This window comes from Tellurirhabdus bombi, assembly GCF_021484805.1.
GTDB lineage: Bacteria > Bacteroidota > Bacteroidia > Cytophagales > Spirosomataceae > Tellurirhabdus > Tellurirhabdus bombi.
The window spans coordinates 841,507-865,772 of the sequence record NZ_CP090557.1 but is presented as its reverse complement, the minus strand read 5'-3'; the positions used below and the strand labels follow the sequence as shown (position 1 = coordinate 865,772).

General features: G+C 53.1%; 12 protein-coding genes. 11 read left to right on the top strand and 1 reads right to left on the bottom strand.

The window, feature by feature from the left end; genetic code table 11:
- The first annotated feature begins 1 nt into the window (after nucleotide 1).
- The 4 genes from L0Y31_RS03735 to L0Y31_RS03720 all read left to right on the top strand — a co-directional run bounded on the left by L0Y31_RS03735 (nucleotide 2) and on the right by L0Y31_RS03720 (nucleotide 10,307).
- Nucleotides 2-1,747 (top strand): sodium:solute symporter family protein, encoded by a 1,746-nt coding sequence (locus tag L0Y31_RS03735; protein ID WP_234735795.1) that lies wholly within the window; start codon nucleotides 2-4, stop codon nucleotides 1,745-1,747.
- A gap of 3 nt (nucleotides 1,748-1,750) precedes the next feature.
- Nucleotides 1,751-3,793: a glycoside hydrolase family 2 protein gene (locus L0Y31_RS03730; RefSeq protein ID WP_234735794.1), complete on the top strand. Its 2,043-nt coding sequence runs from the start codon at nucleotides 1,751-1,753 to the stop codon at nucleotides 3,791-3,793.
- Nucleotides 3,768-6,053 (top strand): FAD-dependent oxidoreductase, encoded by a 2,286-nt coding sequence (locus tag L0Y31_RS03725; RefSeq protein WP_234735793.1) that lies wholly within the window; start codon nucleotides 3,768-3,770, stop codon nucleotides 6,051-6,053. The genes L0Y31_RS03730 and L0Y31_RS03725 overlap by 26 nt, the downstream gene beginning before the upstream one ends.
- A 99-nt stretch (nucleotides 6,054-6,152) precedes the next feature.
- Nucleotides 6,153-10,307 carry a hybrid sensor histidine kinase/response regulator transcription factor gene (locus L0Y31_RS03720; protein ID WP_234735792.1) on the top strand — a complete coding sequence of 1,385 codons (4,155 nt, stop codon included), beginning with the start codon at nucleotides 6,153-6,155 and terminating at the stop codon, nucleotides 10,305-10,307.
- Nucleotides 10,308-10,355: 48 nt separating this feature from the next.
- Here the strand turns inward: L0Y31_RS03720 and L0Y31_RS03715 are convergent, their stop codons facing one another.
- Nucleotides 10,356-10,733 carry a hypothetical protein gene (locus L0Y31_RS03715; protein WP_234735791.1) on the bottom strand — a complete coding sequence of 126 codons (378 nt, stop codon included), beginning with the start codon at nucleotides 10,731-10,733 and terminating at the stop codon, nucleotides 10,356-10,358.
- A 557-nt stretch (nucleotides 10,734-11,290) separates the two neighbouring features.
- Between L0Y31_RS03715 and L0Y31_RS03710 the strand changes: the two genes are divergently transcribed.
- From L0Y31_RS03710 to L0Y31_RS03680, 7 genes are read left to right on the top strand one after another with little or no spacing between them, the layout of a single operon-like run.
- On the top strand, nucleotides 11,291-14,455 hold the full coding sequence (locus L0Y31_RS03710) for a SusC/RagA family TonB-linked outer membrane protein (RefSeq protein WP_234735790.1): 3,165 nt from the start codon (nucleotides 11,291-11,293) through the stop codon (nucleotides 14,453-14,455).
- 32 nt (nucleotides 14,456-14,487) lie between these two features.
- On the top strand, nucleotides 14,488-16,035 hold the full coding sequence (locus L0Y31_RS03705; RefSeq protein WP_234735789.1) for a RagB/SusD family nutrient uptake outer membrane protein: 1,548 nt from the start codon (nucleotides 14,488-14,490) through the stop codon (nucleotides 16,033-16,035).
- A gap of 38 nt (nucleotides 16,036-16,073) precedes the next feature.
- On the top strand, nucleotides 16,074-16,772 hold the full coding sequence (locus tag L0Y31_RS03700; RefSeq protein ID WP_234735788.1) for a fasciclin domain-containing protein: 699 nt from the start codon (nucleotides 16,074-16,076) through the stop codon (nucleotides 16,770-16,772).
- A gap of 29 nt (nucleotides 16,773-16,801) precedes the next feature.
- A complete protein-coding gene (locus L0Y31_RS03695) occupies nucleotides 16,802-17,848 on the top strand; it encodes a hypothetical protein (protein ID WP_234735787.1) in 1,047 nt (348 codons plus the stop codon).
- 5 nt (nucleotides 17,849-17,853) lie between these two features.
- Nucleotides 17,854-19,449 (top strand): glycoside hydrolase family 55 protein, encoded by a 1,596-nt coding sequence (locus tag L0Y31_RS03690; protein WP_234735786.1) that lies wholly within the window; start codon nucleotides 17,854-17,856, stop codon nucleotides 19,447-19,449.
- A 39-nt stretch (nucleotides 19,450-19,488) separates the two neighbouring features.
- A complete protein-coding gene (locus L0Y31_RS03685) occupies nucleotides 19,489-22,092 on the top strand; it encodes a glycoside hydrolase family 95 protein (protein ID WP_234735785.1) in 2,604 nt (867 codons plus the stop codon).
- Nucleotides 22,093-22,103: 11 nt separating this feature from the next.
- On the top strand, nucleotides 22,104-24,263 hold the full coding sequence (locus tag L0Y31_RS03680; RefSeq protein ID WP_234735784.1) for a glycoside hydrolase family 31 protein: 2,160 nt from the start codon (nucleotides 22,104-22,106) through the stop codon (nucleotides 24,261-24,263).
- The last annotated feature ends 3 nt before the right edge of the window (nucleotides 24,264-24,266 follow it).

The following is a 24,266-nucleotide window of genomic DNA, read 5'->3' as shown; positions in this document are numbered from 1 at the left end:
TATGAATACGACCATTGATACCATTGTCATCCTTGTTTTCTCGGCCTTCGTGCTGGGAATCGGGATGCTGTTCGCCCGGACGGGGCGCAATCTAAAATCGTTTTTCGCGGGTGGCGAGGCGGTGCCGTGGTTCATCGGTGGCCTGTCGCTGTTCATGAGCTTTTTCTCCGCCGGAACTTTTGTCGCCTGGGGTTCTATCGCTTACAAACACGGCTGGGTGGCCATCACCATTCAGTGGACTATGTGCATTGGAGCGTTGGTAACCGGGCTTTATCTGGCTCCGCGCTGGAAACAGACCGGCGCTCTGACCGCCGCTGAATTCATCCGTGAGCGACTGGGTACAACGGTGCAGAAAGCGTACATCTTCATTTTTACGCTCGTATCGCTGTTTATCAAAGGCTCGGTGCTGTATCCGGTGGCCAGGCTGGTGAGTGCTTCCCTGAATCTGCCGCTGGTGCCCTGCACCATTGGGTTGGGTATTTTCATGATTGCCTACACGGCCGTTGGTGGGCTTTGGGCCGTGATGGTGACGGACATTTTGCAGTTTGTAGTGCTGTCGGCGGCGGTGTTTATTTTGTTGCCGCTGTCGCTCGACCGCGTGGGTGGCTTCGAAGGCTTCACGAGTGCCGTACCCGACGATTTTTTCAACCTGCTGAACGGCGAATATACCTTTGGTTTCGTCGCGGCTTTCGTGATCTACCACATCTGCTACATCGGCGGAAACTGGACGTTTGTGCAGCGTTATACCAGCGTCGACAGCCCAAAATCGGCCAAGAAAGTAGCGTTTTTGTTCGCTGGCTTATACCTCGTTAGTCCAGTAATCTGGATGCTCCCGCCGATGATCTACAAGGCCATTAACCCGACCTTGACCGGTCTGGATACCGAAAATGCGTACCTGATGATTTGCAAACTCGTGCTGCCACCGGGCTTGTTGGGCCTGATGCTAACGGGCATGTATTTTTCAACTTCGGCTAGTGCCAATACTGCCCTGAACGTTGTTTCGGCGGTATTTACCAACGATATCTACAAAGGACTCATCAACCCAACAGCTTCGGATAAACAGCTGATTCGCGTGGCGCGGGGTTCATCCTGGATTTTTGGACTGGGCATGATCGGAATTGCTCTTATGGTTCCGGCGGCGGGCGGTATTGTCGAAGTGGTGTTGAGTATTTCCTCAATTTCGGGTGGGCCGTTGCTGGCACCGCCGCTCTGGGCACTGTTTTCCAAACGCCTGACCAGCAAAGCAACGCTGTGGGTTACAACCATTGGCCTAACGGTGAATCTTTTCTTTAAAGTGCTGTCGCCCTGGCTGCTGGATTTCAAACTAACCCGCGGCGCCGAAACCATCATTGGCGTTGGGCTACCGATGCTGTTGCTGCTCATGTATGAAATCTGGGCGGCCCGGCGGGCGGCTAATTCGAAGAACAAAGTAGCGCCCGAATACCTGCACTACCGCATGGCTCGCGAACGAAAACAGATTGACGCGGCGGCGGATGTAAGCGCTGAGGAAGCCGTTGAGGTCAAAAAACAAAACCGCTTTGGACTACAGGTGATTGCCGTTTCGCTGGCGTTTACGGCGGTCATGCTGTTCGGGCTGAGCTTCCTGACCACCGTCGGAGCTGAGATCACGGCGGCCATTGCGGTGGTGGTTTTATTCGCCGCGCTCATTCCCTGGCGGGCCTCTAAACGGGTACAGATTACCGCTGAGCTTCATCCACGCGAGAAAGTTGTCAATTCGAATCCCTGATTTATGAAATACCTATTAACGTTATCCTTACTTCTCTGGCTGGCGGCTCCCACCCCGGCCCAATACACCCTACGCGATCCCAAAGCCATCCCGCTAAATGGCGACTGGGTGTTTGCGATGGATCCGAATGAGGCTGGCGAAAAAGCAAAATGGTACCGAGAAGATGCGCCGCTTAATCGCTGGAGTCGCGTCACGGTTCCGCATTGTTTTTCGGTTGACCCACGCTTTCAATTTTACACCGGCACAACTTGGTATCGCCGGACTTTTCCGTGGCAGCCTGTCAAGGGCAAGCGGGTAATCCTGCATTTCGATGCGGCCTTTTATGAAACCAATGTCTGGCTCAATGGCCGCAAAGTGGGCACCCATGAAGGCGGTTATACGCCCTTTCATTTCGACGTAACTGATTATTTGCAATCAGCCACGAACACCATCGCGGTTTCAGTCAATAACAACACCTGGCGACCCGGCACCATCCCCGGCGCGAAAGACAACAACGAACCCAACGACCCGTTCATGGGCTGGTTGAATTACGGCGGATTGATTCGGCCCGTTTACCTGACGGTGGAGCCAGAGGTATACATCGAAAACATCAAAGTCGATGCCATGCCCGATTTGGCGAAAGGAACGGCCAGTCTGAAAGTAAAAGCCCGGATTCGGAACGCGGGTGGGCAGGCGGCAGCGCCTAAATTGGCCATTCGGGTGGAGCAGGGCAACAAAATGGTGACGCTCAACTGGAAACAAACATCATCCGGAGCGGCATCAAACCAAACCACGTTGTTAGAAGCGGAAACTGCCCTGAAAGCGGCTGACGTTAAGCTCTGGAGCGTCGATCAACCCAACTTGTACAGCATTCAGGTGATTGCGGCCACCGACACGATCCGAACGCATTTCGGCATTCGGAAGGTGGAAGTGCGGGGAACGCAGCTTTTGCTCAACGGACAGCCGATCAAAGTGGCGGGGGGAAACCGCGTGGTTGATTATCCGAATCTAGGGACAGTCGAGCCGGATTGGGTAATCGAAAAGGACATGCGTCTGATGAAAGAAGCGGGCATGGAACTTCACCGGCTGACGCATTACACGCCTTCTGAAGCGGTTTACGACTGGGCCGACCGCAACGGAATGCTCATCATCACCGAAGCCGGAAACTGGCAGCTAACGCCCCGGCAGATGGACAATGATACCATTCGGGCTAACTTCCGTCAGCAGTTTCGGGAGATGGCTGAACGCGACTGGAATCACCCCTGCGTGATTGCTTACAGCGTTGGAAATGAGTACTTGTCGGAGCAACCCGCCGGACAGCGCTGGACCAAAGACATGATTGCCTACGCCCGCGAACTCGACCCAACGCGGCTTTACACGTTTGCGTCCATGCGGCTAAATATTTTGCCCAAGAAGCCAGAAGACGAAGCCAGCCAATACTGCGATTTCATTTCGACCAATACGTACGGCAACCACCTGACCATACTCAAGCACATCCATTCGCTTTACCCAAACAAACCAATTTTCGTCAGTGAGTACGGAACGCGGGCTGATGGTCGGGAGGGGGAAGCCGGACAGGTGAGCCATCTGGAAAAATTCCTGAGCGATATCCGGCCCTTACCTTACGTCATTGGGGCGTCCTGGTGGTCGTTTAATGATTACCTGAGCCGGCACGATGGCACCAATCCCGACGGCACTCGCCCCTGGGGGCTGGTGCGGCACGACCGCTCGAAACGACAGCTTTACAACGCCCACCAAACCGGTATGGCCCCCGTTACGGTCGAAAAAGTAAGCTGGACACCGGGCAGCGAAGGCGTTCACCAACTCAAACTCCGCGTGACGGCGCGCAATGACTTTCCAGCTTATACCCTTACCCAATATCAGCTAAAAACAGGGTCTTCCACGCTTACCATACCAACGCTGCAACCCGGCCAGAGCGCCGAAATGAGCATTCCGGTACGGGGCTTCGAGAAAAACCTAACGATTGACATTAGTAAACCAACAGGCTTCACAATTCTTACACAAACCATTGAATTAACGAATGATACGCGAACAAGCAACCGATAAACGTAGTTTGAAAACCGTTCGGCATGAGGCTGACCTGGTTGTTGTGGGTGGCGGATTGTCGGGAGTAAGTGCCGCTGTGACGGCGGCCCGTGCAGGGATTCGCGTTACCTTGGTGCAGGACCGTCCCGTGCTGGGGGGAAATTCGTCCAGTGAAGTCCGGCTCTGGGTGCTGGGGGCAACGTCGCACATGGGCAATAACAACCGTTGGGCGCGTGAAGGGGGCTTCATTGATGAACTCTTACTCGAAAATCTATACCGCAACCCCGAAGGGAACCCCCTTATTTTTGATACCATTGTCCTGGAAAAAGTAGTTAGCGAGCCGAATATCAAGCTCTTATTAAATACGGCGGTTTACGAAGTAGAGAAAAAAGATGCCGAAACCATTAGCAGCCTGAAAGCATTTTGCAGCCAGAACAGCACGTCCTACGACTTGGTTGCCCCGTTGTTTTGCGATGCTTCCGGCGATGGCATTGTCGCTTTTCAGGCGGGGGCGGCCTTTCGCATGGGAGCCGAAGCGATGGAGGAGTTTGGCGAAAAATTCGCGCCGACCGCTGAATACGGTGAGTTGCTGGGTCATTCGATGTATTTCTACACCAAAGACACGGGCCGACCAGTTCGCTTCGTGCCACCGTCATATGCCTTGCAGGACATTACCCAAATTCCGCGCTACAAACGGTTCAATGCCAAAGAACACGGTTGTCAGTTGTGGTGGCTCGAATACGGCGGACGGCTCGATACCGTGCACGATACGGAAACCATTAAATGGGAACTTTGGAAAGTGGTCTACGGAGTCTGGAACCACATTAAAAATTCTGGTCTGTTTCCCGAAGCCGAAACCATGACGCTCGAATGGGTTGGCCAGATTCCCGGCAAGCGTGAAAGTCGCCGGTTTGAGGGCGATTACATGCTAACCCAACAGGATATTGTCGAACAGCGTCCCCATCCTGATGCCGTGGCCTTTGGTGGCTGGTCCATTGATTTGCATCCTGCCGATGGTGTTTTCTCCGAAAAACCGGGCTGTAACCAGTGGCACAGCAAAGGGGTTTATCAGATTCCCTACCGTTCGTATTACAGCCGAAATATCAGCAACCTGTTCGTGGCAGGGCGGATCATCAGCGCATCGCACGTGGCTTTTGGCTCGTCGCGGGTGATGGGTACGGCGGCCCACGGTGGTCAGGCGGTTGGCATGGCGGCGGTGTTGTGTACGCGGGATGCGCTGCTGCCCCGCGACCTGACAGAACCCGCCCGGATGCAGGAACTTCAAACCGAACTACTGAAAACCGGACAGCATATTCCGGGGCTTCATTTACAGGATAAAGACGATCTGGCGCAACGCGCTACCTTGTCGGCTTCCAGCGAGTTGGTGCTCGACGAACTGCCTGCGAACGGACCGTTGCTGCCGCTAAGCCAGTCGTCCGCCCAGATGCTGCCACTGTCTGCTGGGCCTGTTCCGCAGCTAACCGCTTATGTGACAGCCAGTCAGGAAACTACATTAACCGTTGAACTGCGCCGGAGCAGTAAAGCCGCCAACCATACGCCGGATGTGACGCTCAAAACGCTGGAAATTCCGCTGCAAAAAGGCAAGCAGGAAATCGACCTGAATTTCGACGCTACGATGGAGGAGGCGGGGTATGGTTTTGTGATGTTCATGAAAAACGAACACGTGCAACTGCAATACAGCCAGCTGCGGCTTACAGGCGTTTTGTCGGTGTTCAACAAGGTAAACGCGGCAGTTTCCAACTTTGGCAAGCAGGAGCCGACCGAAGACATTGGCGTCGATACATTTGAGTTCTGGACTGCCGACCGCCGTCCTAAAGGTCACAACATTGCTATGCAGATTACGCCGGGTATTCAAGTATTCGGCGTTGAGAACCTGAAAAATGGGATTCAACGGCCAACAAACCAGCCCAACGCCTACGTGGCGGCCTTGTCGGACCCCAATCCGACCGTTACGCTAAGCTGGACTCAGCCTCAGCAAATTAGCCGCGTAGAACTGTTCTTCGATGGCGATTTTGACCATCCGTGCGAAAACGTTCTCATGATTCATCCAGAAACCGCCTCGCCGTTTTGCGTGAAGGAATACATTCTCTGCAACGACCGAAAAGAACGCATCCATCACCAGCTAGACAACCACCAGACGCGGAACACCATCCAGTTTGAAACACCGGTTGAAACAAGCAGTTTAACCATTCATCTGAAAGGGTCCAACGGCCAGCAAACGGTGCCTGCCGCCCTGTGTGAGGTGCGTTGTTACGCCTGATTTTTTCAGAGCAGCGCATAAGTAGCCAACCGATTGATTTAGCTTTATAATAATATCTATATATTGTTGTAAATAATAGGTATAGCTAAGTCAACAAACATGGCCCAACGATATACACGGATTCTCTTGATACTGAGTGTCTTGATGCTTGAATGTCTGCCAGAAAGGGCGTTTTCTCAGCCTATTACGCAGACATTCAGCCATCTGACCGTCGAAGAAGGCTTGTCGCAAAGTAGTGTCTATGCCATTACGCAGGATAAAGCTGACTTCATGTGGTTCGGCACCCGCGACGGCCTGAACCGCTACGACGCGGGCAAGGTGGTTGTCTACCGCAAGCAGAGCAAACAGCCCAACAGCCTTTCGTCCAACGCCATCAACAGTTTGCTGACCGACCGGCAGGGACGGCTGTGGGTGGGCACCAACGGCGGGCTCAATTTTTACCAGCCGAAGCAGGACAATTTTCAGCGTATTGTATCGGATTCGACGAATACACAAAGTTTATCGAATAGTCAGGTTACCACCCTATTACAGGATCTGGACGGGAGCCTGTGGGTAGGCACGCGTGATGGCCTTAATCGATCAAAAAAGCCTACTTCGTTTCAGTTCGAACGGTTTTTGGCTACTTCAGACGCGCAAACTGCGCTCGCAAATACCTACATTCGGGCCCTGTTTCAGGACCGGCAGGGAACCCTTTGGGTGGGTACGTCGGCTGGTTTATCGCGACTAACTCGGACCAAAGCGGGTCGTTATCAGATTGCGAATTTTTATCTGGAAGCCAAAGATTCGGTCTATCGGGATAATGCCAACTGGGTCAATACCATTGCCGAGGATGCGGCGGGTCGTTTGTGGCTGGGCACGGAGAAAAAAGGCATTGCGCTGTTTGATAAAACCAAAGGAAAGGTCGTTTCCTGGAATGCCGTTCAGGGCCTGGATTTAAGCACGCAAACAATTCGAAACATTGAACCCGGCGAGCAGGGTCGTTTCTGGGTGGGCACGATATCGGGCCTGTACATTATCGCGCAGGACGGTCGCTATTTTCAGAAATTAACCAACAATCCAGCCAAGGTAGGTTCGCTCAATGACAACTCTATTCGGGCCATCTACCGCGACCGGAACGGCTCATTCTGGGTTGGTACGTATTACGGCGGCGTCAATTTTTACAGTTCTTTGGCCAAACCGTTCGGCGCGTTTCAACTGGTTGACCGGGAGGGAGGCATACCCTTTAAAACGGCTGGGCCAATGCTACCCAGCCAGCAAGGCCAGCTCTGGATTGGCACTGACGACCGGGGTCTACTGCTTACTAACCGCAACCGAACCATTCTGCGCCATTATACGCATACGCCCAAAAACAAGCAGTCCATTTCCAATGATAAAATCAAGTGCCTGCTTGCCGATGGCCAAAAGGGGCTCTGGGTTGGCACGATCAAAGGGCTGAATTACCTCGATTTTCGGACGAACTCGTTTACGCGGTATTTCAATGATCCGGGCGACGCGAATTCGCTTCCAGATGACCGGATATATGATCTAAAATACGACGCCGAGGGGAATCTGTGGATCGCGACTTACCGGGGCGGGCTTTGCCGGTTTGAGCCTAAAACGGGTCTTTTTGAGCGATTGATAGCCCAGCCTGCCAATCCTGAAGCGCTGCAAACCAATGCCATAACCAGTCTGCTGATTGATTCGCGGCAGCAATTCTGGGTGGGCACAACGCAGGGGTTATACCAGAAAATAAAGGGCAAAAACGCCTTCATCCGGCTGAAACACAAATCAGATGACTCAACTTCGCTAAGCGGAAATTACATTGCCTGTCTGTTCGAAGATCAGCAGCAGCGGCTTTGGGTAGGCACGCGCGACAACGGCCTGAACAGGCTGGAACCTGGCTCGCGTACGTTCCGGCGTTTTTCGGTGCAGCACGGTTTGCCCGGTAACACCATTGCGGGCATTCGGGAAGATGGCCGGGGGCGAATCTGGATCAGTACGGAAAATGGCCTGTCGCGGTTTGATCCGAAGCAGGGGCGTTTTTCCAATTTTGATAAGCACGACGGTCTGGTTTGCAAGGAGTTTACGACGAATTCGGCCTATCGGGATGAGCGGGGTTATCTGTATTTCGGGGGCTACAACGGCATTGTTATTTTTCACCCTGATAGCATTCGGAGCAACAACCACATTCCCCGGCTGGCGTTTACAGGTTTGAAACTGTTCAACCAGCCCGTTAGTCTGGCCGATTCCACCCAGACGATTCTGGAAAAAAGCATACAGCATACACCATCGCTGACCTTCAATCACCAACAAAACGTTTTCTCCGTTGAATTTGCCGTTCTGAATTTTATTAATTCGCCCAAAAATCGATACGCCTACCAACTGGTGGGCTTCGATAAAGACTGGAATTATGTCGATGAGCCGGTGGCCACGTACATGAATCTGGAGCCCGGCGACTACACGCTTCGCATCAAAGGCGCTAATAACGACGGCGTCTGGAATCCGCAGCCGTTGGAAGTGGCCATCACTATTTTGCCGCCCCTCTGGAAATCTACCTGGGCGTATGCGCTGTATGTAACGGTCTTTTTGGGATTGCTTTATATGTGGTCCCGCTTTAACCGAGTGCGGCTGCAACTCGCGCATGATTTACAACTGGAACATCTGGAAAAAGAGCGACAGCAGGAATTACACCAGACAAAACTGAATTTCTTCACGAACATTGCGCACGAAATCCGAACGCCGTTAACGCTGGTTATCAGTCCGATAGAGGTGTTGTCCAGCCAGTATCCAGCGGATAGCCTGATTCAAAAGCAGCTTTCCGTGATGAAGCTGAGTACCAACCGATTGCTGCGGTTACTAAACCAACTACTGGACTTTCAGAAGCACGAAACGGGCAATGTCCGCCTGCATCGGCAGGAGCATGATCTGGTCACTTTCTTGCGGAGCATTACGGATTCGTTTCAGGAGTACGCGCGTTCGCGGCAGGTGACGCTTCGGTATGAGTCGGAAAAGGCGGCAGTTTCGGTTTGGTTTGATGCGGGTGAGATGGAAAAAGTGTTTTACAACCTGCTCCTCAACGCTTTTAAATTTACTCCGGCGGGTGGTGAAATTGCCGTGCGGATTGCCTTTCCTGAAGGTACGGACGCCGATGAAAATCAGGTTTGTATCTTTATTGAAGACAATGGAGTTGGGATTTCTGCCGATGATCTGCACCGCATTTTCCACCGCTTTTATCAGGCCGACCATCCCGGAACGCACAACTCAGGATTTGGCATCGGGCTGGCACTGAGCAAGAGCATTATTGACCTGCACCAGGGAACCATCGGGGTGGAAAGCCGGGAAGCCAGTGCGGGGCAGCATGGCCATACCCAATTTATGATTAAGCTACCTTTAGCCGTGGCCAGCGAAGCGACGAACATTAAGGCAAAAGGCGAAGAAATCACGGCGTTCCTAGCCCCGGCAGAGCCTATTGTGGTAGATTTTGTGCAGGAAGAGGTCAGTACGAATCATTCGGTCGAAAAGCCGCTCATCCTCATTGTGGAAGATCAGGAAGACATTCGCGCTTACCTAAAGGAAATGCTTCAGGAAACGTATCAGGTCGTTGAAGCAGCGAATGGTGCACTGGCCTGGGAGCAGGCAACGCAGAGCCTGCCCGATCTGGTTATTAGTGACGTGGCTATGCCGGTGATGGATGGCGTTGAATTAACGCGTCGGCTCAAAACGGATGCGCGGACGGCCCACATTCCGGTTATTTTGCTGACGGCCCGCACGGCTGTTGAGCACCAACTGGCGGGTTTAAAAACAGGCGCCGATGAATACCTGACGAAGCCTTTTCATGGCCAACTGCTGATGACGCGGATTCAGAACCTGCTTCAACTGCGCGAGAAATTAAAGGCCAAATACCACCGCATTGTCACGCTGCAACCGCAAAACCAGGAAATTGACCATCCCGACGATAAATTTCTGAATCGCCTCATGACCATTATGGAAAGTAACCTGAGCAACGCCGATTTCAACGTGGCCAGTCTGGTTACCGAGATGGGCATGAGCCGTCCGGTGCTGTTTCGAAAAGTGAAAATGCTAACGGGTCTTTCGGTTATTGATTTGCTGCGTACTACCCGACTGAAAAAAGCGGAGATGTTGCTTAAACAAAGAAAAATGAGCGTCTCGGAAGTGGCGTTTACGGTGGGCTTTAATGATCCGAAATACTTCAGTAAGTCGTTCCGCAGCCAGTTTGGGCAAACACCAACGGAATACCTCACCAACTTGAATTAAAAAAGCGGCCAGGGGTTTCCTGGCCGCTCTCTTTTAGAAAAGAATCAATTAGTTCAAGACAATCTGCCGAGTTGTGGTTTGTACAGGCTCAGAAGCAATTTTTACCTGCTTCCGAATGCTGCCTTCGTCCGATTTTACCTCCAGTTCGTATTGGCCGTCTTTCAGCGCCTCAACGTCTAATTTGAGGGCGTATTTCTGCGTGTTTTTGCCAAGTTTTTCTTTGAACAAGATCTCATTGTTGGCATTGCGGAGCAGTACAACGACGGGCGCCGCATCCGATTTTTCAACGGCAACCCGGATTTGGCGATTTATAGTAACGTAGGCACTGGCATCAAATGAAAGCGCTTTGGTTTTGGCTGGCTCGTCAGTAGTAGTGGTGGTACTCAACAAAGCGGCGGCGATCAGGTTACTCAGTAAGTTTAACATGGTGTGTTCGTATTTAAAGTATTTGTTGTTGTTCTTAAGTTCTGTTGTTAACTGTTCTGATTAGTATATGCCAAACGCTGTGCCAATCTGTGTTAATTAATTAAATCACTGATAATCAGCATATATTTATTTTGAGTGTCCGCAAAAATGTACGGACTCGGACAGTATCTGTTCGACTGCGGACAAAAAGATACCGCACCGGACATTCCAATAAAGGCGTCTATACCTCGGACGAAAAAAGACCCGTGTAGCTTCTTTATCACACCCGATTTGAACCGTTCAGAAATACCGCGAACGATTTGTCGCCCCCATTGAACGTTCCTTCCCCCGCCTGAACGATTTCTCCACCTGATAGATTTTTGCACTACACATAGAAGAAATTGAACTATAGTAAAATTGTCCCAGAGTTTAGTGCCGAGATCAGCAAGAATAAAGCATGAGAAAAAACGGGTTCAATTTAAAAGTGGCCGAAGGGGCCGTGTTGACCCTGCTCGTTCTGCTATTGCTTTTTTTGCTGTCTTCCGTACTGTAAATCCTAAACCAAACCAATTATACGTATGAATAAACATGTACATACCTATCTGCGGCATTACCGCTGGTTGGTTGGCTTACTGGCCTTTTTTGTCAGCACGGCGGCTTGGGCGCAGGGCGATGTCAGCGGTAAAGTTACCGACGATAAAGGCGAGGCTTTGCCCGGCGTCAACGTGGTTGCGGAAGGCACCACCATTGGAACCACAACCGACGCAACGGGTAACTACCGCCTGAAAGTCCCCGCCGACCGAAAGGTGCTGGTTTTTTCGTTTGTGGGCTACCTGAGCCAGAAAATTACGATTGGAAATAAGCAAACCATTAACGTAACGCTGCTGGCAGACGACAAGGCGCTCGAAGAAGTGGTGGTCGTGGGGTACGGCACGCAGAACAAACGCGACGTGACGGGCTCTATTGGCTCCATCAACCAGAAAACCATTGAACAACGCCAGGCCGTCAACGTATTTGATGCCATGCAGGGCGCGGTGGCTGGGGTGCAAATCAGCAGCAATTCGGGTGCGCCGGGTGCGGGAAGCAGCATTGTCATTCGCGGGGCGTCTACCTTTGCCGACGACGGTGTTCAGCCGCTGTTCATTGTGGATGGAATGATCGTGAATGACATCAACGGCTTGAATCCCAATGATATTAAATCCATCGAAATTCTGAAAGACCAGGCGTCAGCGGCCATTTACGGTTCTCGTTCGGCCAACGGCGTAGTTATTATCACCACCAAAACCGGCGAAGAAGGCAAACCGCGCGTCGATGTACGTTACCTGCGTAGCTACAGCACCATTGCCAACGCGCTGCCGCAAGTCAATAAGTTCGAGCGGGTGCTTAACAACAACACAACCCGGGGAACTGTCCTGGAAAAATATTCATCCACCGCCGATTCGGTCGGCCTGATCAGCAGCACCAGCAATGATTATCAGGAATTATTAACGCAAACCGCCATTCGGAATGACGTGGGCCTGAGCATCAGCGGGGGCAACGACCGGCTGCGTTATTTTACCGGCCTGAATTACATCGGTGAGGAGGGCGTCATCCTGACCAGCTACAACAACAAGGCAAACATGCGGGTCAACGTGGATTACAACGCCACTAAGAAACTTAAATTTGGTACGCGCTTGAGCCTGGGCTACACAAAGACCAACAACATCAGCGAAGGCGATGTGCTCGGCTGGGCCTTGAAACGGATCACCGACTACATTATCTGGTATCCAGACGGTGGACTGGCACCCGTGTACGCGATGGGCGGCCAGCGCAATCCGATTCAGGAAATCTACGCCCGGAAGCGGCTTACTAATCGGTACGAGGGCAATTTTAACCAGTATGTCGAGTATAAATTTACGAACTGGCTTCAGTTTCGGGCGAGTGCAACCGGCAACGTGCTGCTGACTCGTTACAACGAATTTAGAAGCAAAGAGCTGGACGCCAACACCAACGAAGATTTGCGCCAGAGCGCCGGTAGCGACGAAACCATGTGGCGCTGGACCATTCTGAGCGATGCCTATCTGTCGGCAAACAAAAGCTTCGGGGCACACGAATTCAACGCAATGGTGGGTGGTAGTATCGAGAACGGGAAAACCGAAAATATGTACTATGGTGCCCAGAAATATGTTACCGAAAGCGGTTTGAGCACGATTAACCTCGGTACCCTGAATGCTTCGCAGACGTACACCTTTGCGCAGGATTACGCCATCGTCGGGTTATTCACGCGCTGGGGCTATAGCTACAAAGGCCGGTATATTCTGAATGGAATTGCCCGCGCTGACGGTTCGTCGCGTTTTGGACGGAATAATCGTTGGGGGGTATTTCCTTCGGTATCAGCCGGATGGCGTTTCTCCGACGAGAATTTTATGAACTGGGCGAATCCCATTCTGACTGAAGGTAAGCTGCGAGTAAGCTACGGTACCGGAGGAAATGACCGCGCGCTGGGTTATTATGAATCGCAAACGCGCTACGAAGCGGGCCACTTTTACAACGGTGTGGCTGGTGTAACCAGTGTTACCACCTTTGGGAATCCGAATGTAAAATGGGAGCAGAACCGCGCCACAGACTTTGGAATTGACCTGAACATGCTGAACGGTCGCGTGTCGTTTACGGGCGATTATTACATCCGCACCACCAAAGACCTGATTGTGCCGGTAAACCTGCCAACCAATACGGGTTATGCAACCATGAAAATGAATTTGGCGGGTATTGAAAATAAAGGGTTAGAACTTTCCGTATCAGCGTACCCAATTCCGCGCACGAAAAATTTCTCCTGGCAGACAACGTTCAACTGGGCCCGGAACATCAACAGAATCACCAATCTGGCGCGCGAGAACTACGTGCAAAGCAACGTCTGGTACGTGGCGGCGGGCATGTCGGCCGGGAATTTCTACGGCTACAAGCAACTCGGTATTTACCAGTATGATGCCAGTAATGCCTACACCGACGATTATGCGACTCGCCTGACGCCCGTTGTGAACCGCGATGCACAGGGAAATGTCATTATTGGTCAGAATGGCCAGCCAACGGTGGAGTCTTATGTATTTCCCAATGGGGATGCGTATACTGGAACCGTCAGACAGATTACTGTGAATGGCGTGGTAGCTCGCGGCGGCGATGTGATTTGGGAAAACCGACCTAATAATGAGGGTACGTACGACAATAAAATTGATGATTCCGATCGGCAGATACTGGGTAATGCGCAACCAAAATGGGATTTGGGCTGGAACAACATGCTGAATTACAAGCAGTGGAGCTTATCATTTAACTTTTACGTTCGCTGGGGCGGCAAGATTTACAACAAATTCATGCATTCCTACGCGTCCTGGGGCGGCAACCTCCACAACCAGCACCCCGACTACGTGCGGACAGGTTGGAAATACCCGGGTCAGCTCACCGATTGGTACTGGATCGGCAACGACCGGAACTACAACTACCGCGAACTCAGCAGCTATTTTCTGGAAGACGGCTCGTTCATTCGCCTGCGGAACATCCGGCTTTCCTACCAGCTCGACAACGCGCTGGCTCGCCGCCTGCGTCTGGGAGCGCTAACGGTTTATGGCTACGGAAACAACCTGTTCACCTGGACCAACTACACCGGTTACGATCCGGAAATTGGCGGTGGTGTGCTGACGCCGGGACGGGATAACGCAACCTACCCGCGCAAACGCGAAATTGGTTTTGGCATCAACGTTAGTTTGTGATCGCATTCATCAATAAGCAACTTTCTTTTTCCATGAAACGGATTACTAAACTCTTCCATATTCTTTTGCCCGCCGTTCTTTTAACAACCGCAGGCTGCGAAAATTACCTCGACCGGGCACCCCTGGCCGATCTGTCGCCCAACACGTTTTTTGCCACCCGGGGCGATATGCGTACGTGGGTAGCGGGGACCTACGATGCCGCGCAGGAAGCCCTGAATGGCAACCAGGCCGCTCACCTGGAGTGGGGCGATCTGCGTTCGGATAACTACGGAAACACGGGTTACGGCGACACGCGGGTGTACATGAACGCCATCGACGCCTCGCAATCGCAGTGGGATTGGCAGTATCTCTACCGGGTAATTGACCGCTGCAACGTGGGAATAGCGCGTTTCCCGACCGTTCCGAACTTACTGCCAAATGATTATAACGACAACGTCGGACAATGTTACGGCCTGCGCGCCTTGATGTATTTCTACGCCATTCGGGTGTGGGGGGCAGTTCCGTTGGTGACGCAGCCCTGGGATGGTGACTTAGGCTCGTCGCGCGTGGCCCGTTCGTCGGTAGAGGACATCAAAAAGCAGATTTTGAGCGATCTGGACGAAGCCATGGCCCGGCTGGCCCTGGACGTGAGCGGTCCCCGGAAATTTTACTTCAACATGGGAGCCGCGCGAGCGCTGAAAACCGACGTGCATATGTGGTTCAAGGAGTATGACAAGGCCGTGGCTGCTTCCGACTATTTTGTGGGAAATACCAATTATGCGCTGGTTGCCAACGACAAAGCCTGGAAGGACATGTTTACCAATCCGGCCGCTTCGACCGAAACCATTTTCAACCTGCACTGGGCCATCGACCTGACCGACGGAACCAACGCCTGGGCGCAGCGGGTCGGCGCGTCGAACACGAACAACACCTACCGGGTGTCGCAGACTATATTCAATGAGTTTGTGAACCGACGGCATTCGGGTAAGGGGGCTGACGGGCGTTTCTGGAATTCTATCGACACCGTTCGGCTGTGGCGCAACGGCAACCGCGTACCCGTGAGCTACAATCATTATTTGCTGGATGGCATTCAGAAATGCGTCAAATACAGTGCGGTCAATCCGAATCGGGCCACCGCGGCAGATGATTACTGGCTGGTTTTATCGACCAACGAAAGTTTTGTGCAGGTGCCGATTTACCGGCTGGCGGATGTGCTGACGCTCCGGGCGGAGGCGCTTAACCAACTGGGTCGCAGCAGCGAAGCCCTGACCATTGTCAACAACATTCGGAGACGAGTCGGATATCTGGCCGACGCAGCCACGGAAGTAGCAACAACCGACAAAAAAGCGGTTGAAGGCCTGATTCTGAAAGAACGCCAGCTCGAATTTATGTGCGAGGGAAAACGCTGGTTTGACCTGCAACGCACCGACCGGCTGCTGGAAGTCATGGACCCCGTGATGCGGCAGCGGCAGGAAGAAGCCAACGTAACCATTACCGGCTTTGGCGATATTGGGCGGGCGTTGTTCCCCATCTTCTACCGCGAATTCGAAGCGAATCCCGCGCTGAAAGGCCATCAAAATCCACCTTACACGGAAGGATAATCCAATTCAGATACGTCCAATTTTATTTAGATAAACGTATGAAAATTACTAAAATGCTTACCCTTGCTTCGCTGGTTTTGCTGACGGCCTTAAGCGGCTGTGAACTGGCAGGTCTGGAATTACAGAAGAAATACGATTACGACGAAAAAGAAGGCGTTATCAGCAATGAGCTGAATAAAACCGTCTACGAATTTCTGAAATCCCGGCCCGACGAGTTCAGTATTTTGCTGGAAGGCATTGAGTACGCCGGTTTGCAGGACAAATACAACGAGCCGAACAGCACATACATGGCCCTGACGAACACGGCCTTTACCTCGGCCACCGCCGCCGATCTGAGCTATTTTTACACGCATCAGTTGCCCAATCCGACGTATGATTCCTTAAATCCAGCCACGGGCGGACCCACGCTGATGGCCTTTTCGCTGACGCAGTTTCCGAAAGAGCAGGTGCGCGAACTGCTGCTTTATCACATCGTCAAAGGCACCTGGACCTGGAGCAATTTGCCCGCCCAGCCCACCTGGTACGATTCGTACGCTTCGGCAGACACGGCCAAGGTGAATCTGTACCTGATGAAAAACGACCGTTCGCCAACCATCGGATTCAACGATTTTGCGGGCCATTACAAACTGGCGATTCGGGCGCGAAGCACCAACCTGAAGGCCAACAATGGCTCTTACGTCCACGCGCTGGATTCCTGGCTGAATTACCCAACCCGGGACGTGTTACGCATTAAATAATCTCATTTAGGTAATCGGCAATTTTCGGTATGAAACCTCTAAAAATACTAGCAATACTAACGACAGGACTGTTTTTCACCGGCTGTCAGGAGCCTGCGCTCGTCGAAATCGATTCGTTGAGCGCGATGGGCGACGAGTTTTTTTTCGGACAGAAAGTAAAAGTCTGGATGGCCGTTAAAACGGATGACCTACCGGCAGCACGCTACCAGTGGGCCTGCGACGGTGGCCGCCTGACCCAGCCGCAGGGCCTGGACGAAAATACGTGGGAGGCCCCCCGCAAGGCCGGGCGCTACAACATCACTTGCGAGGTGAACGTCAACGGCAAAAAAGAGTCGCGGGTGCATGAAATGTGGGTATCGTCGTATTACTTCGAGAAGTTCGAAAAAACGTCGCATACATTCACCACCAACGGCAGCTCCGCCACCATCAAAAACGGCCATTTAGAGCCGCGCGTCAACTCCACAACGGCCACGCGGGGATACGTCCAACGCGCTTTTGCCGATGTCGAATTGAAGGTTCCGGTCAGTAGCGTAGCGCAGGTCGGTTGGATTTCCAACTTTCCGAAAGATGCCATTCGGGTAGGAACCGCAGTGGCCGAAAACACGCTTTATTACGAGTGGACCTTGAACCGCGACCCGCGTCGGCAGGATAATCTATTTATTGACAACGTCCGGTTTGAATGGTATCCGGCGGGAAAAACAAGCGGTTTGCCTGTCGGTACGGATGGCAAACCCTATAACGGTTTGTTCCGCTTCCAGCAGCGCAATGCCACAAACAGCGTGGCGACGCCTTTTCTGGTTACGGTGAATCATCCGGCGCTGACGTTCGCCCAGAATCAGAACAAAAAAGTAGCGATGACGATCGGGCCTGATTACCGGATTTACGTCTACGTCGGCGGCGAAGAAATCATCAATTCCGATGCGCTCATTCAGTGGCGGGCAACCAATAAAAGCAAGGACGATATTTTTGTGAATCAGTGGCGGATCAATTATGTAGGCGCGAGTTCGGGCCAAACAACACCCCTGATTTACCTGGACGACGCCTACACGTCCAACGACGGAACGATTTATAAATAAGCCGCATGATAAAGCTCATTACAGCCTTATTTCTCCCCTGGTTGCTGTTCAGCCTGCCGGGGGGAGAAGCTAGTTTGGTATACCTCAAAAACGGAAAACTGGCGTACCAGCCCTACGCCAACGAAGGGCAGACCGAAGCGGTCAACCAGATACCGGATTTTTCATTTGCGGGCTACAACGGCGGCGGCGTTGCCCTGCCTCAGGTAGCGGTTAAGGCGACGATCAGCCCCGCCAAAGGCGATTGCCGGGCGCTCATCCAAGCGGCAATCGACCAGGTTTCGGCGCTGCCTGCCGACAAAAACGGAATGCGCGGAGCGGTTCTGCTTAAGGCGGGCGTCTATCCGGTAGAAGGCTCATTAACGATCAACGTCAGCGGCGTTGTGCTGCGGGGTGAAGGCAACGGTACTACCGGCACAGTTCTGATTGCGACCCAGAAACAGCAACACGATTTAATTAAATTAGTTGGTAAAGCAGGCAAGTTAACGTTGCCAAAAACGGGTGTTCGAATCACAAGCGCTTATGTGCCAAGCGGCACTCGCACAGTAGAAATAGCCGAAGGTTTGGCTGTCAAACCGGGCGACCGAATTGTGATTCAGCGAACGCCGAACGACGCCTGGATTGAGGCACTGGCAATGCGTCAGTATGGCTGGAAAGCCGACGATTATCGAATCGGTTATGAACGTACCGTGCAAGCCGTAGCGGGGCGGCAGTTGACGGTTGATATGCCGTTGGTGGATGCCATTGACAACAAGTGGGGCGGGGGTGAGGTGGCGAAGATCAGCGTTCCGGAGCGCTTAGCGCAGTGCGGCGTTGAAAATTTGCGGATCGAATCCCAATTTGCTGATGATCAGGACGAAAAACACGGCTGGAATGCCGTGACGTTGCGGGGTGCCGAAAACTGCTGGGTTAAAGGCGTGGTTGCCAAGTATTTCGGCATGGGCTGCGTCTTTATTCAGGAGGGATCGGTATTCAACACCGTGGAAGACTGCGCCATGATTGACCCAAAATCCATCACGACGGGTGGCCGGAAATATTCGTTTAATCTGGCCGGTGCCAGCGTCGGGAACCTCTTCCAGCGGTGCGCGGCCTGGGGCGGTCGCCACGATTACGTAACGGGTTCGCGCGTGCCCGGCCCGAACGTTTTCCTCGATTGTGTAGCCGAAAACACGTTTAGCGACATTGGCCCCCACCACCGCTGGACAACCGGCGTGCTGTTCGATAACATTCGTGGTGGTCAAATTCGGGTGCAGAACCGCAAGGCGATGGGGAGCGGCCACGGTTGGGCAGGGGCGCAGACGTTGTTCTGGAATTGCGAGTCGGTCAAAAGCGAATTTAAGGTGGAAAGTCCGCTAGGTGCTAAAAACTGGGCGATCGGTTGCGTTGGAAAAATTCAGCAAGGCGGTGGCTTCTGGGAAAGTTGGGGTAAATCGGTCACGCCCCGCAGCCTGTATCTGCAACAGCTACAGGACCGACTGGGGCAGCAGGCCGTTCTGAACATTACCACGGAGGAACAGCGGTCGGGCCAGCTCTGGAACCGCTTAGCCCAGCAGGCGAACCATATTACCAGTGAGCAGCAAACAGTCCTAACGGCCATGAAATAGCCTTATTTGTTGCTTTTTTTACGGATAAATAGTTGGTTGATGAAATGTCTTTTGTGTTGGTGTATTGCGCTAAGTATTCCACTGTTTACGGGCGTTTTTGCACAGAAGCCTGACCAGAGCGCAGACCTGAAGTTATGGTATAAGCAGCCTGCCAGTATCTGGGAAGAAGCCCTGCCGCTTGGCAATGGCAAAACGGGTGCAATGGTGTTCGGTCGGGTAAAGCGGGAGCGCTATCAGCTCAATGACAATACGTTGTGGTCAGGGTACCCCGACCCCGGTAACAACCCGGCCGGGCCGGACATTCTGCCGCAGATTCGGCAAGCGGTTTTTGCCGGAGATTATAACAAAGCCTCTGATTTGTGGAAGAAAATGCAGGGACCGTATTCCGCGCGTTACCTGCCGCTGGGCGACTTGACGCTGGACTTTCCGGGCAACGATTCCACCACAACTCAGTATTACCGCGACCTGGATTTGTCCACCGCCGTTGCTACCGTACGGTACACCCTCGGCAAGGTGACCTACCAGCGCGAAAGCTTCATCAGCCACCCGGATCGGGTTATGGTGGTGCGCCTGACGGCCAGTAAAAAAGCGGCGATCAACTTCAATGCCCGGCTGAGTAGCAAGCTGCGATTTACAGCTCAACCGGCTGGAAATGAGTTAATTTTAAGTGGAAAAGCGCCTAAGTTTGTGGCCAATCGACCGTCGGAGCCGCAGCAGGTGGTGTACGCTGACAGTCCGCAGGGGGAGGGCATGAACTTCGAAATTCGGCTGCACGTCAAAACCGAAGGCGGTACGGTAAAGGCCGTGAATGACGAACTGGTGGTCAGTAACGCAAACGCTGTGACGTTGTACCTGACCGAAGCAACTAGCTTTAACGGCTTCAACCAATCGCCGGGGCTGGCGGGCAAAAATCCTTCGCTCGAAGCAAAAGCGAACCTGCAACGGGTCTTGACCAAATCATACGCCCAGCTAAAAACAGCTCACATCGCCAGCCATCAGACGCTGTTCAATCGGGTCAATTTTACGCTGGATGGCGACACAGAACTAACGGAGCTGCCCACCGACGAGCGTTTGATTCGGCAGGAAGCCGGAAAGCCTGACAACCAGCTTCAGACGCTGTATTATCAATTTGGACGTTACCTGCTCATCGCCAGTTCGCGACCCGATTCGACGGGGAAAGCGGCCATTCCGGCCAATCTGCAAGGCATCTGGAACGACCACGTTCAGCCACCCTGGGGCAGCAACTACACGACCAACATCAATACCGAAATGAACTACTGGCTGGCCGAGAACACCAATCTGTCAGAATGTCACCAGCCACTCTTGAATTTTATTGGTAATCTGGCCATCAACGGGGCCGAAACCGCCAAAGTAAATTACGGCATCAACGAAGGCTGGTGCGTGCATCACAACTCGGATGTCTGGGCGAAAACCTCGCCGCCGGGTGGCTACGAGTGGGACCCACGCAGCCAGTCGCGCTGGTCGTGCTGGCCGATGGCGGGGGCGTGGTTGAGCACGCCCCTCTGGGAACATTACCGGTTTACGGGCAACAAAACGTTCCTGCGCGAAAAAGCCTACCCGCTCCTGAAAGGGGCCGCCCAGTTTATGCTGAGCTGGCTGGTTGAGGACGGAAAGGGCAATCTGGTGACCAACCCGTCCACATCGCCGGAAAACACCATGAAAGTGGCGGGCAAAGAATACCAGGTCAGTATGGCAACCACGATGGACATGGCGATCATCCGGGAGTTGTTCAACAACTGCATCGAAGCCGCGACCATTCTCGAAACCGATACCCGTTTTCTGACCTTATTACAGGAGACCAAAGCGCGGCTGTATCCTTACCACATTGGGCAGTTTGGGCAGCTTCAGGAGTGGTTTAAGGATTATGATGATCCGAAAGACGCGCATCGTCACCTATCGCATTTATTTGGCTTACACCCTGGCCATCAGATCAGTCCGCGTTTAACGCCGGAGCTGGCCGCCGCCGCGAAGCAATCCATGATTCACCGGGGCGACGTAAGCACGGGCTGGTCGATGGCGTGGAAAATCAACTGGTGGGCGCGGCTGGAAGATGGCAATCACGCATATAAAATTCTGCTCGATGGACTGAAATACGTCGGTCCCAAAACCGCGAAAAAAGGAGCGGACATCACCGCTGTCTCGACAACAACTGGCGGCGGAACCTACCCCAATCTGTTCGATGCGCACCCGCCTTTCCAGATCGACGGAAACTTTGGCGGGACCGCCGGAATGACCGAAATGCTGCTGCAAAGTCACGCGGGCGAAATCAGCCTGTTACCCGCTTTGCCCGATAGCTGGGCCAACGGCGCGATTCGCGGCATTAAAGCGCGGGGAGCTTTCGAGGTGGCGATGCATTGGGAAAAAGGCCGACTGACCGAGGCCACAATTCTAGCCAATCAGGGTGGTCTGTGCCGAATCCGCACGAAAACGCCGGTGAAAGTGCTGGAAGGAAACGCCAAACCCGCCAGCGGAGACAATCCCAACGCACTGACCCGCGAACCAGAAGCTCCGCCCTTCGAGCGAAACGAAACCGCAAAGCTCGTTGACGTGCCCCTAACGCAGGGCTACGTAATGGACCTGATGACCGAAAAAGGAAAAAAGTACACACTGGTTCCGCAATAGCCTAGAAAATCATGAAAGCTCAGTTACTTAAAACCCCGTTTCTGCTGACGATATGTCTGTTAATTCTCGTTTCTGATGGCTGGGCGCAAACAGACGATTGGGCTGAAGTTGCCCCCGGCGTCTGGAAACTCTCAGTAGGCAAACCAGAAGCGTACAATCTGCTGACGGCATCCGGTGCGCAGCCCAATCAGGAAGCGTTGGGGCGGCTGGAAAAACCGGCGGGGTTTCCGCTACCGAAAGGGGAAATTGCGGTTTGGGTGGAAAATAACAAAACCTACCTGCGTTTTCCGCTGGAACAGGGCGAACAGTTATACGGCTTCGGCCTGAATTTTCAGACGGTGCACCAGCGGGGGAAGATTCTGAAACTGCACGTCGATCATTACGGCGGAAAAGACAATGGTCGGACCCATGCGCCAACGCCTTTTTACGTCTCGTCAAACGGGTACGGCGTGTTTGTTAATGCGGCCCGATACATCGACGTGTACGCTGGGTCGGCGGTGCGGAAAGACAGCAAACATCCGCCCAAAGTCCAGAACCGAAACACCGACAAAGACTGGAGTGCCCGCCCGTATTCCGACGCGGTGGAAATGCTGGTTCCGGCGGAAGGCGCTGACGTTTACGTCTTTGCGGGGCCGAAGCCAATGGATGCCGTGCGGCGCTTCAACCTGTTTAATGGCGGTGGATGCCTGCCGCCGCGCTGGGGGCTGGGGTTTACGCAACGGGTGCACCGGCTGTATTCGGCGGATGAGGTTCGAAACGAAGCGGCGGAGTTTGAAGCGAAGCAATACCCACTGGATTTCATTGGTTTAGAGCCAGGTTGGCAGACTAAATCGTATCCCTGCACCTTCGAATGGGCCAAAGACCGTTTCCCCGATCCGGCGGGTTTTGTGAAAGACATGCTTCAGAAAGGCGTGCGCATCAATCTTTGGACTAATCCCTACGTATCGCCAGAAGCGCCGCTGTATCCCCAAATCGCGCCGTACACGGGTTCGCATACTGTCTGGGTGGGGGCCGTTCCCGACCTGACCCTACCGGAAGCAAAGGCGATTTACTGGAAAAAATTTGAGGACGAACACCTGCGCATTGGGGTTAGTGGCTACAAAATTGACGAGGTAGATGGCTACGATACGTACCTCTGGCCGGACGTTGCTACCTTTCCTTCGGGCCTAAGCGCCGAGCAGATGCGGCAGACATACGGCCTACTGGTGCAAAAGCAAAGCGCCGATCTGTTCCGAAAACGAAACCAGCGAACGTATGGTCTGGTGCGGGCTTCCAATGCCGGGGGCGTTTCTCTGCCGTATGTCATTTATAACGACTATTACAGCCACGAAGATTTTATTACGGCCTTGATTAACAGCGGCTTTTCGGGTACACTCTGGACGCCGGAAGTGCGGGCTTCCAAGACGGGTGAAGAATGGTTGCGGCGGTTTCAGTCGGTTTGTTTTTCACCCATGGCGATGATCAACGCCTGGTCTAGCGGTACCAAACCGTGGTCGTTCCCCGAGGTAGCCGAAGAGGTGAAAACCATTGCCCAGCTACGAATGCGGATGATGCCGTACTGGTACTCCGAATTTGCGAAATACCATTTCGAAGGCACACCGCCGTTTCGGGCGATGAACCTGGAAGACGGTTTTCGGGCGGAAGTGCGCAAGGAAGTGGTGACGGCTAGTTTGGAAGAAAATCCTTATGTCGAGGCGGTAAGCAAAGAAGTGAAAGATCAGTACATGGCGGGCGAATACCTGCTGGTAGCCCCTGTCTTTACGGGTCAGAAATCGCGCAAGGTGATCTTACCCAAAGGCAAATGGTATGATTTTTACACCGGAAAATACGTGGGCAATGGCGAGGTCATCACTGTAACGCCGGGTCTGGACAAGATTCCGGTTTTTGTAAAGGATGGCGGGATTATTCCGATAATGCCCCCGCTGCTGCACGCGCCTAAGCCTGGGCAGAAAGTAGATCTGGAAATCCGGCATTACGGGGAGAAACCCGCAGAATACCGCCTTTATGACGATGACGGCGAAACGTTTGATTACGAAAAAGGCCAGTATAGCTGGCGCGTACTCAAGGTCGAACGGCAGAAATCCGGCCCGTGGAAAGGCTCCATTTCCGCCGCCGAAAAAGGCAAGCCCAACACAGTGGGGAAAGTGACATGGACATTTATGACTCAATAAAAC

Bases quoted from the DNA above. Each gene is read 5' to 3' on its own strand.
- L0Y31_RS03735 (WP_234735795.1), top strand. From the start codon at position 2: ATGAATACGACCATTGATACCATTGTCATCCTTGTTTTCTCGGCCTTC.
- L0Y31_RS03730 (WP_234735794.1), top strand. From the start codon at position 1,751: ATGAAATACCTATTAACGTTATCCTTACTTCTCTGGCTGGCGGCTCCC.
- L0Y31_RS03725 (WP_234735793.1), top strand. From the start codon at position 3,768: ATGATACGCGAACAAGCAACCGATAAACGTAGTTTGAAAACCGTTCGG.
- L0Y31_RS03720 (WP_234735792.1), top strand. From the start codon at position 6,153: ATGGCCCAACGATATACACGGATTCTCTTGATACTGAGTGTCTTGATG.
- L0Y31_RS03715 (WP_234735791.1), bottom strand. From the start codon at position 10,733: ATGTTAAACTTACTGAGTAACCTGATCGCCGCCGCTTTGTTGAGTACC.
- L0Y31_RS03710 (WP_234735790.1), top strand. From the start codon at position 11,291: ATGAATAAACATGTACATACCTATCTGCGGCATTACCGCTGGTTGGTT.
- L0Y31_RS03705 (WP_234735789.1), top strand. From the start codon at position 14,488: ATGAAACGGATTACTAAACTCTTCCATATTCTTTTGCCCGCCGTTCTT.
- L0Y31_RS03700 (WP_234735788.1), top strand. From the start codon at position 16,074: ATGAAAATTACTAAAATGCTTACCCTTGCTTCGCTGGTTTTGCTGACG.
- L0Y31_RS03695 (WP_234735787.1), top strand. From the start codon at position 16,802: ATGAAACCTCTAAAAATACTAGCAATACTAACGACAGGACTGTTTTTC.
- L0Y31_RS03690 (WP_234735786.1), top strand. From the start codon at position 17,854: ATGATAAAGCTCATTACAGCCTTATTTCTCCCCTGGTTGCTGTTCAGC.
- L0Y31_RS03685 (WP_234735785.1), top strand. From the start codon at position 19,489: ATGAAATGTCTTTTGTGTTGGTGTATTGCGCTAAGTATTCCACTGTTT.
- L0Y31_RS03680 (WP_234735784.1), top strand. From the start codon at position 22,104: ATGAAAGCTCAGTTACTTAAAACCCCGTTTCTGCTGACGATATGTCTG.